Annotated in this window: 15 protein-coding genes; 4 read left to right on the top strand and 11 right to left on the bottom strand. The window is 41.2% G+C overall.

Translation table 11 applies throughout. The features are described from left to right. Window positions 1-21: 21 nt before the first annotated feature. Window positions 22-639 (bottom strand): YigZ family protein, encoded by a 618-nt coding sequence (locus tag DWZ33_RS10320; protein WP_118454758.1) that lies wholly within the window; start codon window positions 637-639, stop codon window positions 22-24. A 78-nt stretch (window positions 640-717) separates the two neighbouring features. Here DWZ33_RS10320 and DWZ33_RS10315 point away from each other — a divergent pair, with 78 nt between their 5' ends. The 4 genes from DWZ33_RS10315 to DWZ33_RS10300 all read left to right on the top strand — a co-directional run bounded on the left by DWZ33_RS10315 (window position 718) and on the right by DWZ33_RS10300 (window position 5554). Continuing rightward, window positions 718-1533: a MerR family DNA-binding transcriptional regulator gene (locus DWZ33_RS10315; RefSeq protein WP_118454757.1), complete on the top strand. Its 816-nt coding sequence runs from the start codon at window positions 718-720 to the stop codon at window positions 1531-1533. Between the two features lie 159 nt (window positions 1534-1692). Further along, a complete protein-coding gene (locus tag DWZ33_RS10310; RefSeq protein WP_118454756.1) occupies window positions 1693-3621 on the top strand; it encodes an FAD-dependent oxidoreductase in 1929 nt (642 codons plus the stop codon). A gap of 203 nt (window positions 3622-3824) precedes the next feature. Next, window positions 3825-4676 carry a DegV family protein gene (locus DWZ33_RS10305; protein WP_022938752.1) on the top strand — a complete coding sequence of 284 codons (852 nt, stop codon included), beginning with the start codon at window positions 3825-3827 and terminating at the stop codon, window positions 4674-4676. A 20-nt stretch (window positions 4677-4696) separates the two neighbouring features. Beyond that, entirely contained in the window at window positions 4697-5554 is an 858-nt protein-coding gene (locus DWZ33_RS10300; RefSeq protein WP_118454755.1) for a DegV family protein, read from the top strand. 247 nt (window positions 5555-5801) lie between these two features. On the opposite strand, the gene DWZ33_RS10295 is transcribed toward DWZ33_RS10300, so the two are convergent. The 10 genes from DWZ33_RS10295 to DWZ33_RS10250 form a co-directional block, all read right to left on the bottom strand. After that, a complete protein-coding gene (locus DWZ33_RS10295; protein WP_118454754.1) occupies window positions 5802-6056 on the bottom strand; it encodes a type II toxin-antitoxin system RelB/DinJ family antitoxin in 255 nt (84 codons plus the stop codon). Between the two features lie 449 nt (window positions 6057-6505). Continuing rightward, entirely contained in the window at window positions 6506-6658 is a 153-nt protein-coding gene (locus DWZ33_RS10290) for a FeoB-associated Cys-rich membrane protein (protein WP_182425652.1), read from the bottom strand. Then, entirely contained in the window at window positions 6655-8664 is a 2010-nt protein-coding gene (gene feoB / locus DWZ33_RS10285) for a ferrous iron transport protein B (protein WP_022938759.1), read from the bottom strand. The genes DWZ33_RS10290 and feoB overlap by 4 nt, the downstream gene beginning before the upstream one ends. Next, complete coding sequence (locus tag DWZ33_RS10280) at window positions 8642-8890, bottom strand: FeoA family protein (RefSeq protein WP_022938760.1); 249 nt, start codon at window positions 8888-8890, stop codon at window positions 8642-8644. The genes feoB and DWZ33_RS10280 overlap by 23 nt, the downstream gene beginning before the upstream one ends. Window positions 8891-9082: 192 nt before the next feature. Continuing rightward, window positions 9083-9934 carry a prephenate dehydrogenase gene (locus DWZ33_RS10275; RefSeq protein WP_022938761.1) on the bottom strand — a complete coding sequence of 284 codons (852 nt, stop codon included), beginning with the start codon at window positions 9932-9934 and terminating at the stop codon, window positions 9083-9085. After that, complete coding sequence (aroA, locus tag DWZ33_RS10270; RefSeq protein ID WP_118454752.1) at window positions 9927-11195, bottom strand: 3-phosphoshikimate 1-carboxyvinyltransferase; 1269 nt, start codon at window positions 11193-11195, stop codon at window positions 9927-9929. Before aroA ends, DWZ33_RS10275 begins: the two co-directional genes overlap by 8 nt. 1 nt (window position 11196) lies before the next feature. Further along, on the bottom strand, window positions 11197-12213 hold the full coding sequence (gene aroF / locus DWZ33_RS10265) for a 3-deoxy-7-phosphoheptulonate synthase (RefSeq protein WP_022938763.1): 1017 nt from the start codon (window positions 12211-12213) through the stop codon (window positions 11197-11199). Between the two features lie 13 nt (window positions 12214-12226). Then, window positions 12227-13243: a 3-deoxy-7-phosphoheptulonate synthase gene (aroF, locus tag DWZ33_RS10260; RefSeq protein WP_022938764.1), complete on the bottom strand. Its 1017-nt coding sequence runs from the start codon at window positions 13241-13243 to the stop codon at window positions 12227-12229. Continuing rightward, complete coding sequence (aroQ, locus tag DWZ33_RS10255) at window positions 13240-13683, bottom strand: type II 3-dehydroquinate dehydratase (RefSeq protein ID WP_022938765.1); 444 nt, start codon at window positions 13681-13683, stop codon at window positions 13240-13242. The genes aroF (DWZ33_RS10260) and aroQ overlap by 4 nt, the downstream gene beginning before the upstream one ends. Continuing rightward, entirely contained in the window at window positions 13664-14911 is a 1248-nt protein-coding gene (locus tag DWZ33_RS10250) for a shikimate kinase (protein ID WP_118454751.1), read from the bottom strand. The genes aroQ and DWZ33_RS10250 overlap by 20 nt, the downstream gene beginning before the upstream one ends. Window positions 14912-14913 lie beyond the last annotated feature (2 nt).

Below are 14913 nucleotides of genomic sequence, written 5' to 3'. Positions count from 1 at the left end.
GTAAAGGGACATCCGTCCCTTTTATTTTATTATCTCCTGTTCGACAATTTCTTCACCGAGGAAGATAATTACGGCACTGCCGCTGGCTATTTCCTGTATCGCATCATTCAAATCATCACTTCGTGAACGATAGATATAGGTAACTCTTTCATCGTATTCCTTGTTTAATATCTCCGTATCATGATGAGCAAGAAAATAATCCAGCTTGCCGATTAAATCATAGCTGAAAGTTAATGAATATTTATATGTTAAAACTTTATCGGTTAACGGTGCCAGCTTAATCGCTTCTGATACACTTTTAGAATATGCGCGAATCAAACCGCCAGCCCCCAGTTTAATGCCGCCAAAATAACGCACGACAACAGCCACTACATCATTCATCTTATTCATTCGCAGGCTTTCCAGCATTGGCACACCGGCTGTACCGCTTGGTTCACCATCATCATTGCTGCGCTGCAGTTCACTATGCTCACCGATTAAAAACGCGGAACAGTGATGAGTTGCATTAGGATGGAGTTTCTTTATCCTTAGAATATATGCTTTTGCTTCTTCTTCGTTAAAAGCCCGATTCAAGTAACAGATAAATCGGCTTTTTTCAATTTCAAATTCATTCATAAATTCTTCTTTTAAACGAGGCATATCGATCACCGCTTCAATTATAGGGGAAATAGGCAGAAGTTGCAAATTGATGTATAATTAAAACAGGGATGTGATGGTATGAAGCGGTATAAAATTGGTGAATTTGCCCGTGAGATGGGTGTCAGCCAGGATATGATTAAACATTATGAGAAATATGGCATCATAAAGCCTGAGATTGATGAACAGACTAATTATCGCTATTTTAATATTAATCAGGGTGAAAAAATTATTGAAAGCAAGAAATATCGAAATCTTGGCTTTACGATTAAAGAATCAGCAGAATTAATTTTTGATAAGGATTTTGCTGGCATCACTGAGGCATTGAAGGGTAAACGAGATGAGATGGAGATTGAAATAGAGCGGATGCAGGCATATTTAAGCCAGATCAATCAGCTTTTAAAAATAGGCGAACGTTTTGATCAGCAATCTGACAGCTGGGAAATTGTTCATTTAGATGGCTTTTACTTTCTGAAGCAGACTGATAATTATGAATTCAGTCAGGATGAAGCCGTTAAAGATAAGGTCAGGGATTGGCTCGACCGGCTGCCGATTACGAATCAGGCTGTCTTAGTTCCCCGGATGTCCTTTTATGAGGGAGCATTTGATCATCAATGGGGCTTTTCTATATCCTGTAAGAAAGCGACGGAAATTAATCTTGATGTCTCTTATGCTAAGTTACTGCCTGCCGGTAAGTATTTTGTATTCGCAAGCGGTTCATTGCAGAATCAGCCGATGAGTAAGGAACGGTTTCATGAGGTTAAAGAGCTGATGGATAAATTCAAGCTGCAGTATGGTGATGAAGTGCTGATGGAATGTGTCTTTAAAAGTCATGATCATGGTGAGGGGTTCAGTCACTTTATTGTATATATTCCGATCCTTGAACCTGTGGGTTAGGCATAGGTTGTCTCTGTTTGATTGTGAATTTGATAACGAAATGAGCCTTAAATGGCTTTTTTTCTTGTTCATTTTTTATCAAAAGCTGTATTAAATAGGGGTTGACTCATGGCTAAGACCTTATTTTAAGCTTATTAAGGTAACAAATGGAGGGAACTTATGAAAAAACTAATTTGCGGATGTCTAGTTCTGATGCTGTGCGCTTCAATGAGCGGCTGTACATCAAAATCAGATACTCCCACTAACACTTCTGCATATACAGAAGGTACTTACACGGCGGCTGCCAAGGGTAATAACGGTGATGTCAGTGTTGAGGTAGTATTTACAAGTGATGCGATTCAGTCAGTAACTATCACTGAACAGCAGGAAACGGCCGGTATCGCGGATGGCGCGTTAGAAAAAATTCCTGCCGGCATTGTAGAGAATCAAAGTCTGAATATTGATACGATTGCCGGGGCAACAAATACCAGTAACGCAATTCTCAGTGCGGTGGAGGATTGTGTGAAACAAGCAGGCGGTGATGTCGAAGCATTAAAGAATAAAACGACAGAGGTCGTAAAAGGTGAACAGGAAGAAATCAGCTGTGATGTAGTTGTAGTCGGCGGCGGAGCTGCTGGTACGGCGGCTGCATTAGCGGCGGTTGAAGCAGGTAAAAATGTTATTTTAATCGAAAAGACTGCGAGTCCGATGGGTGCCGGTACTTTCGCCGGTGTATTATTTGCCACTGATTCCACCCTGCAAAAGGAAGCCGGCAAAACTGTTGACCCGGAATGGGTTTATGATCAATTCATGGAAACCAGTGAATATCACGCTAATGGTGCCTTGCTGGCGAATGTCATTGCGAAATCAGGATCTACGGTTGACTGGTTAATTGAAAACGGTGTTAAGCTGAATCTGCTTGATCCAGGTCATGGCGGTGTAATCGGTCATTTAGGCAATCCGACAACAGCCCACGGTTATGATGAAGGCGGTGTCGCAGCGATGACTACGCTTCATGAAGTAATTGAGACAAAGGGCGGCAGCGTTCGTTATGAAACTACTGGTACTGAATTGATTATGACTGATGGCAAGGTCAGCGGCGTGATTGCCGTAAAAGCTGACGGCGGTGAATTAAGAATTAATGCCTCATCGGTAGTTCTTGCGACAGGCGGTTTTGCGGGCAATGCGGAAATGACTACTGAAATTTTCGGTGATGTTAATTATGGCAATCCAGTTGTAAAATCAAATACTGGTGACGGTATTAAAATGGCATGGGCAATCGGTGCTGATAAAGGCATCGTTATTCCGCAGAATTATGGTATTGGTCCTGACTTCTCCACAGCCAGTGATGAATTAAAACAGATTGAAAATTACAGCGCGCTGACTGGCGCTTTCCAGACACCGGTTCTCTTTGTGAACTCTCAAGGTACTCGTTTCACCAACGAAGAAGTTGTACTTGAAGCAGCTCATGGTGCTGAAACATTAAGAAGTGTCAGCGGCGGTGAAATTTATTCAATTCTTGATCAAGGAATCCTTAATCAGGTTGCTGAAGGCGGTCTTGCGGAATTAGTGGATCGTTACAGTATCTTCATCGGCAATAATCAGCGTTATATTGAAGGCGGCCATCAGGTTGATACTGATCAGCGCTATGCTGACAGCATCACACCAAAAGATGTAACAGCGGCGCTTGAAAAAGCGGTTGAAGAGGGTATTGTCATCAAGGGCGATACAATTGAAGAATTAGCTGAGAAACTGAATATGCCTCGCTTAACGGCTACGTTAGATCGTTATAATGAAATGTGCCGCAATGGTGCTGATACAGATTTATATAAAGCTTCTGAATACATGGATGAATTAGCTGAAGGCCCATATTATGCGGTTAAGTATAAATATGTGAATTATCTTGGTACCCTTGGCGGTGTTGAGGTTGATGAATATCTTCAGGCAGTAGACGCTGCCGGTAAGCCGATCGATAACCTTTGGGTAGCCGGAGCTGACGCCAGCGGCGCTTATGGCAACGCCTATGTGCCATTTGAAGGCGGTACATTAGGCTTCGCTTATAATTCCGGACGCATTGCCGGTGAAATGGCTGCCGCCAACGCTAAATAAATCAGATTAAGTCTATATCTCCCTGCAAATTGGTCCTTTCAATTAGTATATAAAATACTATTGAATAGGACCTTTTACATATCTTATAAATGAATCATTGATCTTATTTGTCATTTACTCTTGAATTGATTTGTGAGAACATCAAAAATAGGGTATAATATTTTGCATAGGTAACTGTCCTCTGACAGGAAAGGATGGATGAAATGAAAGTTGCATTCGTAACCGATACAAGCTGTGGTGTTTCACCCGCTGAAATGAAGAAGAAAGATATAATTTGCATTCCTTTGCAGATTGTATTTGTAGATCAGGATAAAACACTGTTGGATTTTGTTGATACCAGCAATGCTGAAATTTATAAGCTGATTCGTGAAGAACAGCGCATGACGACTTCAATCCCGCCGCTGGGTCTGATTGAGAAAATATTTGATGATATAAAGAAACAGGGCTATGACACTGTATTCTGTATACCGATTAACGCGGGTTTATCAAGCGCCTATAACGCATATCGTCTGGCAGCTGAAAACATTGGATTGAAATTCATTCATGTAGATATTTATACGACAGCCTGTATGCAGAAATATTGTATTGAATTGGCACATAAGATGTATAATGAAGGTGTGGCGATGGAGGATATAATCGCTAAGATCCAAGATATCGGTGATACTGGACTAACACTTGTTATGCCTGGTGATCTTGACCACTTAAAGCGCGGCGGCCGCTTAACACCGCTGGCTGCGACCTTGGCTGGATTGCTTAAAATTAAACCAATTCTGAAAATCGATAAAAGCTGCCTTGGCAAGATTGATGTTTTCGATAAGGTCCGCACTTATAACAAAGCGGTTGACCGCATGGTTCAGGAGCTGATTAATCGTAAAGTTGATGACAATTATATGATTTATGTCGCAAACAGCGATTCTTTGGAACAAGCTGAATATGTGCGTGACCGTCTGCAGGAGCAATTTCCAAATCATGAGATTGAAATCTGTGATCTGGTTTCCGTTATTTCCGTTCATACTGGCTGTGAATGTGTAGGTATTCAGGCATTTAAAAAGTAAAACTTACGGGGGGTAAGAACATGAAAGTTGCATTTGTAACTGACAGTGGCTGTGAACACAACCAACAAGAAATGAAAGCATTGGGAATTTACAGTTTACCGCTGCAGATCAGCAATGGAAGTGAAACGATATTGGAATTGGAAGATGCCAGTATTGAAGAGGTTTACAAGCGTGTACAAGCAGGCGAGTTGATGAAGACTTCCCTGCCGCCGTTAGGTTTGATTGAGGAATTATTTGCTGATTTAAAAAAGAATGAATATGATACCGTATTTGCGGTGCCAATCTGCAATGGTTTATCGGGTACGATAAATGCCATGCGGCTGGCGGCTGAAGAAAATGGACTGACATTTATCTGCATGGACACTTATGTTACCGCAGAAGTACAGTTCTACTGCATCACATTGGCAAAGAAACTTTATGAAGAAGGAAAAAGCCTTGATGAGATTCAGACGATTCTTCAGGCTGTTATTGACAGTGCCAGTACCCTGCTGATTCCAGTTGATCTGAATCATCTGAAAAGAGGAGGCCGGCTGACGCCCTTGGCGGCAACCTTGGCGGGATTGCTGAAAATCAAGCCTATCTTGAAGATTGACAAGTCAACCGAAGGACGTATTGATGTGTCTGAAAAGGTTCGTACTTTGTCTAAAGCTATGGATAAAGCGATTGATTTAATGATTGCGAATGGATTGAACAGCGACTATGAATTAGTTGTTGCCTATGTGTTAGAAACTGCTGACTGTGAAGATATGATTCAGCGGATTCAAAACCGTGTGCCAGGACTGAAACCACGGCTAATTGAGTTAATCAGTGTCGTTGGCTGTCATACCGGTATCGGCTGTATTGCGATTCAATATTTTAAACCTTATAAAGAACAATAAAATTCGCAGAGAAACAGCTGCGGTTATAACGTAAAAATGCCCTTTGACAAATATTCATTTTGGAGGGTATTTTTTGTATATAGGCTTATTGGCCTGTTAATATAACTAATGGTGGTATTTGATATAAACAAAATTGTATATCTTTTTGTGTGCAGACAAAATTTACATTAATGCGCCGACTCCAAAAATCAGTTAGATTAATCTTCCCATGCATCGAAATCTCATTGTATTACTCTTAACTGCATAATTATTCCTCTATTAAATCATGTTTAGAAATACTTAATCGTCCTGCTTTATAGTCTTCCATCTTCTTTTCCAGATAACGCATATTACTTTCTGAATAAAATGGATCTGCTGACAACTCAAAGGGTATGCGTCGTTCTCTGGCAACCTTTTTTAGAAAGATATTAATTGCCGTTGACATACTCAAGCCTATCTCATCAAAGGTCTGCTCGGCCCCACGCTTCACATCATCATCAACACGCAAACTAATCTGTGCCATAAAATCACGCCTTTCTTATATTCTTATTATATCAATGTTAAAGCAAAGTGCGATATATTTTATTCACATTTGCTATCTGTTTGATAAAATTCTTTATCAGTTCTTAATAAATATTTATTATGAGTAACTATGATTAATGGTTGTTTTAGGTAGTACCCAAATAGTAGCAAAGCATTTCTAATATATCTCCCGTAGGTTATGCCTAAGTATTAGAAAAAAATACGCATTGTCAAAAAAGTCGTTTAAAAAAACATTTTTGAAATAATAAAGGGCTGAAGTTAATACTGAAAAGGAAAATTGAACAAAAACTAATTGATTGGAAAAATACTCCAGATAATACACCTTTGATAATAAGAGGATGTAGACAGTGTGGAAAAACTTATTCTGCTTTAGATTTTGCAGCTAAAAAAACAAGATGTTACAGCCCTGTGCTATATCATCTTGCATATTTATTTTTTTTCTTTACACTTTTTATTACATGCCGCGCAAGCATGATTACAACTGCCATCATGACAGCATGAAGGCTTTTTCCGATAGGCTCTTACTGCAGCAACAACAGCAGCTGCAATCAGCAGAAGCACAATAATATCAATCAGCTTCATAGCATACTCACCATATTCACCAGCTGATAGACAATAAAGGAAAATATCCAGGCTACACCACATTGCGCAAGTACCATGAACAAAGCGCTTTTCGCACTGCCCATTTCACGCTTGCAAGCCGCGATAGCCGCTACACACGGTGTATATAACAACGTAAAGACTAGGAAAGAAGCTGCGCTTGCAGTTGTAAATAAGGAACCTAACACAGCCGGTAAGGCCGTTGAGGTTGTATTCATCAGCACAGTTAAAGTCGATACTACCGCTTCTTTGGCAGTGAAACCAGTAATCAATGCCGTAGCTGCCCGCCAGTCACCGAAACCAAGCGGTGCGAATATTGGGGCAATCATTCTACCCACATTCGCAAGCATACTTAATGAGCTGTCATCGACAACATTCAGCCGTGTATCAAAGCTTTGTAAGAACCAGATAATGATTGATGCCAAAAAGATAATCGTAAATGCTTTGGTCAAGAAATCCTTAGCCTTATCCCACATCAACAACAATACACTTTTAGCACTTGGCAGCCGATAGTTAGGCAGTTCCATTACGAATGGTACCGGTTCTCCCTGAAACATAGAATTTTTTAAAAGAAAAGCGCAAAGAATGCCAACCAAAATTCCTGTCGCATATAGCAAAATCATTACCAATGCCGCATTATTAGGAAAAAAGGCAGCCGTAAACATCGCATATATCGGCAGTTTTGCACTGCAGCTCATAAAGGGTGTCAAGAGAATGGTCATTCGCCGGTCTCTTTCACTCGACAACGTTCTAGTGGACATGATGGCTGGCACCGAACAGCCAAAGCCAATCAGCATCGGCACAAAGCTTCTGCCTGACAGACCTAAATGACGCAGCGGTTTATCCATAACAAACGCAACACGCGCCATATAACCGCTATCCTCAAGAATTGATAAAAAGAAGAAGAGAATAACAATGACCGGCATAAAGGAAAGCACACTGCTCACACCAGCGAAAATTCCGTCAATGACTAAGGAATGCACAACTGGATTTAAGCCATAATTCAGCAGGAAATCAGAAACAAAAATCGTCAATGCATCAAGAGCACCGCTGAATAAATCACTTAAGGTTGTGCCAATCACACCAAAGGTCATCCAGAATACAAAAATCATAATCAGCACAAAAGCAGGCAAAGCAAAATATTTAGATGTCAGAACATTATCGATGGCAACACTTCTCAAATATTCTTTACTTTCATGACATTTAATAACTGTATCAGCACATAATTTTTCAATAAAACAGTAACGCATATCCGCCATCGCTGCTTCGCGATCTGTATGCAGTTCACTTTCCATTTCTTTAACACTGTGTTCAATCAATTCAATCTCGTTCTGACTGAGCGCCAGCGACTCCTGCATTGGCATATCTCCCTCAACAAGCTTCGTTGCCGCGAATCTGACCGGAACACCGATACGCTCTGCGTGATCCTCAATTACATGACATACCGCATGAATGCAGCGGTGCATCGCGCCCGTACAGAAATCAACCCGAGCCGGCAAAATCTTTTGTTTTGCTACTTTGAAGGCAACCTCAATCAATTCATCGATACCTTCATTTTTACTCGCAGAGATAGGCACACAGGGTACACCTAGTTTTTCTGCGAAAGCCTTTATTTTAATCGTACCGCCATTAGCACTTACTTCATCCATCATATTCAAAGCCAGCACCATCGGGATACGCAGTTCCATCAGCTGCAGACTTAAGTAAAGATTACGTTCAATATTTGTCGCATCCAAGATATTAATAATCGCGTCAGGATGCTGATCAAGCAAAAAATCACGAGTTACGATTTCTTCAGAAGTATAGGGAGATAATGAATAAATACCCGGTAAATCCACCACTGTACTTTCCTTGTGATTACGAATCAAACCATCCTTGCGGTCTACCGTAACACCAGGAAAATTTCCAACATGCTGATTTGAACCTGTCAGCTGATTGAAAAGTGTTGTCTTACCGCAGTTCTGATTACCGGCGAGTGCAAAAATCATCGCTGTCACCTACAACTTCTATTTTCTTCGCATCATCAATACGAATCGTTAAATTATATCCACGCAGCCGTATTTCAATTGGATCACCCATCGGCGCTATTTTATGCAGCTGCACGGTCGTTCCCGGTGTGATACCCATATCAAGCAAATGTCTGCGCAGCGCCCCTTCACCATTTACAGCACCAACAATTGCGCTGCTGCCAACCTCTATCTCATTTAAAGTCATAACTACACCTCTTTTGAATGTTATCTTTATCTAACATGATAATGTTATCGCAGAGTAACCACCATGTCAATAGTAAGCAAAGAATAAACCAATAAAAGCACTTTCATTGTCATCAATGGCGGAGAAAATCGTTTTCAAAGCTGTTACACAATAAAAAAGCCATATCCGTCAGGATACAGCCTTGCGTCAAATCTATTTATCGAAATACTTACGGCGCTTTGTCGATTGGATAAATTTCTGTTTCATGCCATCAACATCCTCAGCCATCAGCTTTTGTTTAAAATCATTAATCTCATCGACAAAAGCCGTAATCTCATTTACCAATACATCCTTGTTCATCAAAAACAGCTCAGTCCATAGATTTTCATTGATTTTAGCAATGCGGGTTAAATCACGGAAGCTGTCACCGGTATATTCCTTTAGATGCGAGTTGTCATTGGCATTCATTAATGAAACAGCGATGACATGCGTCAGCTGTGATAAGTAGCCAATCATTTCATCATGTTTTTCCGGTGTAAGAATACAGATATTGTTGAAGCGCAGTTCAATCCCAAATTCATAGAGAAAATCAATCGCTGCCTGCGTGTTCTTTGATGTCGGCGTTATGATGAGATTCGCTGGTAAAAAGATAGAAGGATCTGCAAATTGCACACCGCTGACTTCCTTGCCGGCCATTGGATGACTGCCGATAAACTCACAGTCTTCACGCAGCAATTCCTGAATCTTATAGATAATACTGCATTTTACACCTGTCACATCCGTAATCAAGGCATTCTTTTTGAAGTATTGCTGATTCTCGCTGATCCAGCCAACGATGGTTTTGGGATATAATCCAGATATAATCACATCGGCTTGGCTGATTAAATTAGGATCTGCAGTTGCCGCTCCCTCATCAATGATGCCTTTTTCTAACGCGTAGTTGATGGAAGCTTCGTTAATATCGATAGCTGAAACGATATGGCCTCTTTTTTTAAGACCCATTGCGTAGCTGCCGCCTAATAAACCAAGTCCGATGATCAGAAATCTTTTCTTTTTATCAATCATGAAACTCACTCACCTTTATCATTACCTTACGGCAGTCATTAAAGAATGCCGGATAACTCTTCTCAATATACTCCGCTTCATCAATAACTACCTCATGATCCGCAATCGCAGCCGCTACTGTCAATGCCATCACAATGCGGTGATCCTTCCAGCCGCTGAGCGCATCAGGCGTCTGTGTCATGCCGCCGTTAATGATGATTTCATCTTCACTGCTGCTGATATCGCAGCCAAATTTGCGAAGTTCTGTTTCCATCGCTAAAATCCGATCACTTTCCTTGATTCTCAGCCGTCCGGCATTATAAATCTTAGTACAGCCTTGGGAAGCCATGGCAAGCGTACAGACAACAGGGCCAAGATCCGGACAATTATGCAGATCAATATCATGGGCATGCGGTTCACCTTTGCATACATGATAACCGCCTTCAATCTCTTTAACAGTGATGCCGAAATCCTTAATAATCTCAAGAATCTGCTTATCTCCCTGCAAAGAATCATGGCTTACACCTAAAATATCTAAATCATGATTGATCGCTGCCATAACCGCAAAGAAAGCAAATTGTGAAAAATCACCTTCCACCGCGGTATCATGGGCATGATAATGCTGATTACCTTTAATATATAATGTATTTTCATCCTCAAAGCTGACTTTCACACCAAACTCTTCCAGCATCTGCATCGTCAGCAGCACATAGCTTTTAGATTCAAATGTATTTTCAATATGAATCCTTGAATCATCCTCAAGCAGCGGCAGAATGAATAACAAGCCGCTGATAAACTGCGAAGATACATTTCCCGGTAAAGTATAATTACCTGGTTTCAGTGCTCCTTCGATGGTGATTGAATGCTCATCCTGTTCATAGAAACAGCCCTGAGCTTTAAATAAGTCCTCGTAAATCTTCTGCGGACGTTTCAAGAGACGATTTTTGCCGGTAAAGCTAACCCTCTGCCCAGTCGCGGCAAAGAGGGGAATAAAGAAACGCAGGGTAGAGCCTGATTCATTGCAGTTTATTACAGACGCATTCAAGTGATTAAAATCCTTAATGCCGTTTATTTTTAAGCTATGCTCATAGCATTCAATTTCTGCGCCTAAAGCGCGCATCCCTTCAATTGTTGTCTGTACATCCACAGAATAAGCAATATTGTCAATGTGTGAAACTCCCGGTGCCAGACAGGCACAAAGAATCGCGCGGTGACTCATGCTTTTGCTTGGCGGTATCTTTACACTGCCGCTGCAAGCGGAAGGTGTTACCGTCACTTTCATCTTACAGATCCCTGCCGATCACTTGCGCGATCGCACGGCCTTTCTTAATTACATTCGCGAATTTCTCTGGTTTCAATGACTGCGCACCATCACTCCATGCGCATTCAGGGTTATCATGCACCTCAATAATCAAACCATCGGCACCTGCCGCAATTGCAGCCAAGCTCATTGATTCAATTAATTTCCAATTACCAGTCGCATGTGACGGATCAATAATAATTGGCAGATGTGTCTTTTCCTTAATAATTGGCACAACACTTAAATCCAAAGTATTTCTTGTATATTTTTCAAAAGTACGAATACCGCGTTCACATAAGATAACATTTTCATTACCGCCGGCCATGATATATTCGGCTGACATGATCCATTCTTCAATTGTGTTAGCTAAACCGCGTTTTAATAAAATTGGCTTCTTAGTTTTACCTACCGCTTTCAGTAAAGAGAAGTTCTGCATATTTCTCGCACCGATTTGAATAATGTCTACATTTTCCACAAATTCATCGATATGCTCGGCATCCATCAATTCACTGACAATTGGCAGTCCTGTGCGTTTTCTCGCTTCTGCCATAGCCCGGATGCCCTCACTTTCAAGACCTTGGAACGCATAAGGTGAAGTTCTTGGCTTATAAGCACCGCCGCGCAGCATAGTACCACCGGCATCCTTGACTTCCTGTGCAATGCGGCAGATCTGATCCTCACCCTCAACGGAGCATGGACCGCCGATAATCACAATTTTTTCATTGCCGCCAATTTTAATACCAGCCGCTTCTACAATTGTATCTTCTGGATGGAAGAGACGGTTTGCTTTTTTATAAGGTGCAGCGATGCGGGTAACATCCTCAATCCATGGATTTGCTTTAATGATTTTTTCATCCAATGAGGTAGTATCTCCAATCAAACCTAAAATATGGTAATTGCTGCCCTGTGAGTTATTAACTTGAAAGCCTCTGTCTTCATAAGACTTAATAATTCGTTCAACTTCATTTTTCGGTGTATCTTTTTTTAATGTAATAATCATAATTTATCCCCCTCTAGATATCACGGCCAATAACTTTGGCAATCGCTCTTCCTTTTTCAACAACCTGTTTAAATTTAGCTGGCTTTAATGACTGCGCGCCATCACTCCATGCGCATTCTGGATTGTCATGAACCTCTATAATCAAGCCGTCAGCACCTGCCGCAATTGCCGCAAGGCTCATTGACTCAACAAGATCCCAGTCACCGGTCGCATGTGATGGATCGATGATGATCGGCAGATGGCTCTTGCGCTTAATGATTGGCACAACACTCAGATCTAATGTATTTCTTGTATATTTTTCAAATGTACGGATACCGCGTTCACATAAGATGACATTCTCATTGCCGCCGGACATAATGTATTCCGCTGACATCAGCCATTCTTCAATCGTATTACTCAAGCCGCGCTTTAATAAGATCGGTTTGCGGATCATCCCCAGTGCTTTCAATAAATCAAAGTTCTGCATATTGCGGGCGCCTACTTGAATCAGATCGACATTTTCAACAAATTCATCAATCTTATCCACACCCATAATTTCTGAAACAATTGGCAGACCTGTACGCTTTCTGGCTTCAACCATATCCTGAATGCCCTCACTGCCTAAACCCTGGAACGCATAAGGTGAAGTTCTTGGCTTATACGCACCGCCTCTTAACATTACACCACCGGCATCTTTAACCTCTTGAGCTATGCGGCAGATTTGATCCTCACCTTCCACAGAACATGGGCCGCCGATTACAACAATATTTTCCTTGCCGCCAATCTTAATCCCTGCGACATCCACCACTGTATCTTCCGGATGAAACAGGCGGTTTACCTTTTTATAAGGTGCCGCGATGCGGGTAACCTGTTCAATCCATGGATTCGCACGAACAATTTTTTCATCAACAATCGTTGTATCGCCGACAATACCAAATACGTTATAATCAACACCGCGGATCAGATTGACTTCCAATCCCTTATCTTCAAATTCCTTAATAATTTTATCAATTTCTGCCTGTGGGGCGCCCTTTTTACAAGTAATAATCATGATTCTTTCTCCTTTAATTTTTCAATCAATATTTCTATTGCATGCTTATATCCCTGAATTCCTTCACCGGTAATCGTTTTGAAGCAAGCCAATCCCGGATATGAAATCTGCCTGAATGCTTCTCGGCTTTCAACTTTAGAAATATGTACCTCTACCGCTGGGATACCCACTGCCTTTAATGCATCAAGTATGGCAATGCTTGTATGCGTATAAGCCGCTGGATTGATTACAATACCATCAATTTTACCATAGGCTTCCTGAATCCTGTCAACCAATGCACCTTCGTGATTGCTCTGATAGAATTCTACCAGCACTTGATGCTCATCGCAAGTTTTCTGACATAAATCAAGCAATGCCTGATAGCTTTCACTTCCATAAATACCCGGTTCTCGGATACCAACCATATTGATATTCGGGCCATTAATTACAAGTAACTTCATCAAATCGCTCCTTTATCTGTTTGAGGGCAGCCTCAATTGTTGAATTATTATCTATTTCAAATTGACTGTATTTCTGATACAGCGGCATTCGTTCCTTTTCCATTGCCATCAGACGTTCTTTACTTGAGGAAAGCGGCCGGCTGTCATCAACTAATAATGCGTCTAAATTACGCCGGATATGGAAGATAATACCATTTTGTGCCAATGAGCGCATATTCTCTTCGTTTTTTATAATGCCGCCGCCACAGGAGATGATCAGCTTTGTCTGCTTCGCGAGGTCTTTACAAATCGCTGTTTCTATTTCCCGAAACCTTGCTTCACCCTCTGTATCAAATATTTCCCGGATTGTGCGCTGTTCCCGGCGGACAATTTCTTCATCGATGTCAACCAAACGTTTATCACTGATTTTAGCCAATTCCTGTGACAATGTTGTTTTGCCGCTGCTTGGCATACCGATTATAACGATATTAGCCATATCCTTATAGATTTCATCAGTAATCTGATGTATTTTTTCATCATCAAGCTCTATGTCATGAAAGAATTCACACGCTGCCTTTGCCTGTGCCACCAGCATCTTTAAACCATTCACATGCTTCAGCTTCAGTTCTTCCGCCTGTTGGCAGAGTCTGGTTATCAATGGGTTATAGATTACATCCGCTACTGCCTCCAATTGGCCAAAATCGGCAAGATCGATGATTTGATCATCATTATTAGGATACATGCCAACGCTGGTAGCATTGATGAACACTTGAATTTCCTGATGCTGTTTCAAGGCTTCATAGCTGATGATCGGCGCTGGCTTATTGCGGCCGGCAACCAGTATTTCCTTCGCTCCCATCGCTTTTAATACCGCCTGTGCCGTTTTACTTGTACCGCCGGTTCCCAGTACACAGCAGCATTTATCTTTAATGACAATGTTATGCTGCTTCAGCATCAGCATTAAACCAGTAAAGTCGGTATTCGTCGCTATCAAGCGGCCATTGCGGTTGACAATTGCATTTACCGCATGAATCGCTAATGCCTGTTCATCAATTTCATCACAATACCGCATTACTGTTTCCTTATACGGAATTGTTACATTGATGGCTTTAAAAGCCTTTGTTTCCATGAATTCGACAAGCTGCTGCTCATCAAGTTCAATTAATTCATAGGGCTGATCAATCAGTTTTTCATGTATCATTTTAGAAAAGCTGTGCCCTAGTTTTTTTCCGATTAATCCAATTCGCATAA

Source organism: Dielma fastidiosa (genome assembly GCF_003475485.1).
In the GTDB taxonomy this organism is placed as follows: domain Bacteria; phylum Bacillota_I; class Bacilli_A; order Erysipelotrichales; family Erysipelotrichaceae; genus Dielma; species Dielma fastidiosa.
This window is presented reverse-complemented; position numbering and strand designations above follow the sequence as displayed.

Bases quoted from the DNA above. Each gene is read 5' to 3' on its own strand.
- aroQ (WP_022938765.1), bottom strand. From the start codon at position 13,683: ATGAAGTTACTTGTAATTAATGGCCCGAATATCAATATGGTTGGTATC.
- DWZ33_RS10310 (WP_118454756.1), top strand. From the start codon at position 1,693: ATGAAAAAACTAATTTGCGGATGTCTAGTTCTGATGCTGTGCGCTTCA.
- DWZ33_RS10305 (WP_022938752.1), top strand. From the start codon at position 3,825: ATGAAAGTTGCATTCGTAACCGATACAAGCTGTGGTGTTTCACCCGCT.
- aroA (WP_118454752.1), bottom strand. From the start codon at position 11,195: ATGAAAGTGACGGTAACACCTTCCGCTTGCAGCGGCAGTGTAAAGATA.
- DWZ33_RS10280 (WP_022938760.1), bottom strand. From the start codon at position 8,890: ATGACTTTAAATGAGATAGAGGTTGGCAGCAGCGCAATTGTTGGTGCT.
- DWZ33_RS10290 (WP_182425652.1), bottom strand. From the start codon at position 6,658: ATGAAGCTGATTGATATTATTGTGCTTCTGCTGATTGCAGCTGCTGTT.
- DWZ33_RS10250 (WP_118454751.1), bottom strand. From the start codon at position 14,911: ATGCGAATTGGATTAATCGGAAAAAAACTAGGGCACAGCTTTTCTAAA.
- aroF (WP_022938763.1), bottom strand. From the start codon at position 12,213: ATGATTATTACATTAAAAAAAGATACACCGAAAAATGAAGTTGAACGA.
- feoB (WP_022938759.1), bottom strand. From the start codon at position 8,664: ATGATTTTTGCACTCGCCGGTAATCAGAACTGCGGTAAGACAACACTT.
- DWZ33_RS10275 (WP_022938761.1), bottom strand. From the start codon at position 9,934: ATGATTGATAAAAAGAAAAGATTTCTGATCATCGGACTTGGTTTATTA.
- DWZ33_RS10295 (WP_118454754.1), bottom strand. From the start codon at position 6,056: ATGGCACAGATTAGTTTGCGTGTTGATGATGATGTGAAGCGTGGGGCC.
- DWZ33_RS10315 (WP_118454757.1), top strand. From the start codon at position 718: ATGAAGCGGTATAAAATTGGTGAATTTGCCCGTGAGATGGGTGTCAGC.
- aroF (WP_022938764.1), bottom strand. From the start codon at position 13,243: ATGATTATTACTTGTAAAAAGGGCGCCCCACAGGCAGAAATTGATAAA.
- DWZ33_RS10320 (WP_118454758.1), bottom strand. From the start codon at position 639: ATGCCTCGTTTAAAAGAAGAATTTATGAATGAATTTGAAATTGAAAAA.
- DWZ33_RS10300 (WP_118454755.1), top strand. From the start codon at position 4,697: ATGAAAGTTGCATTTGTAACTGACAGTGGCTGTGAACACAACCAACAA.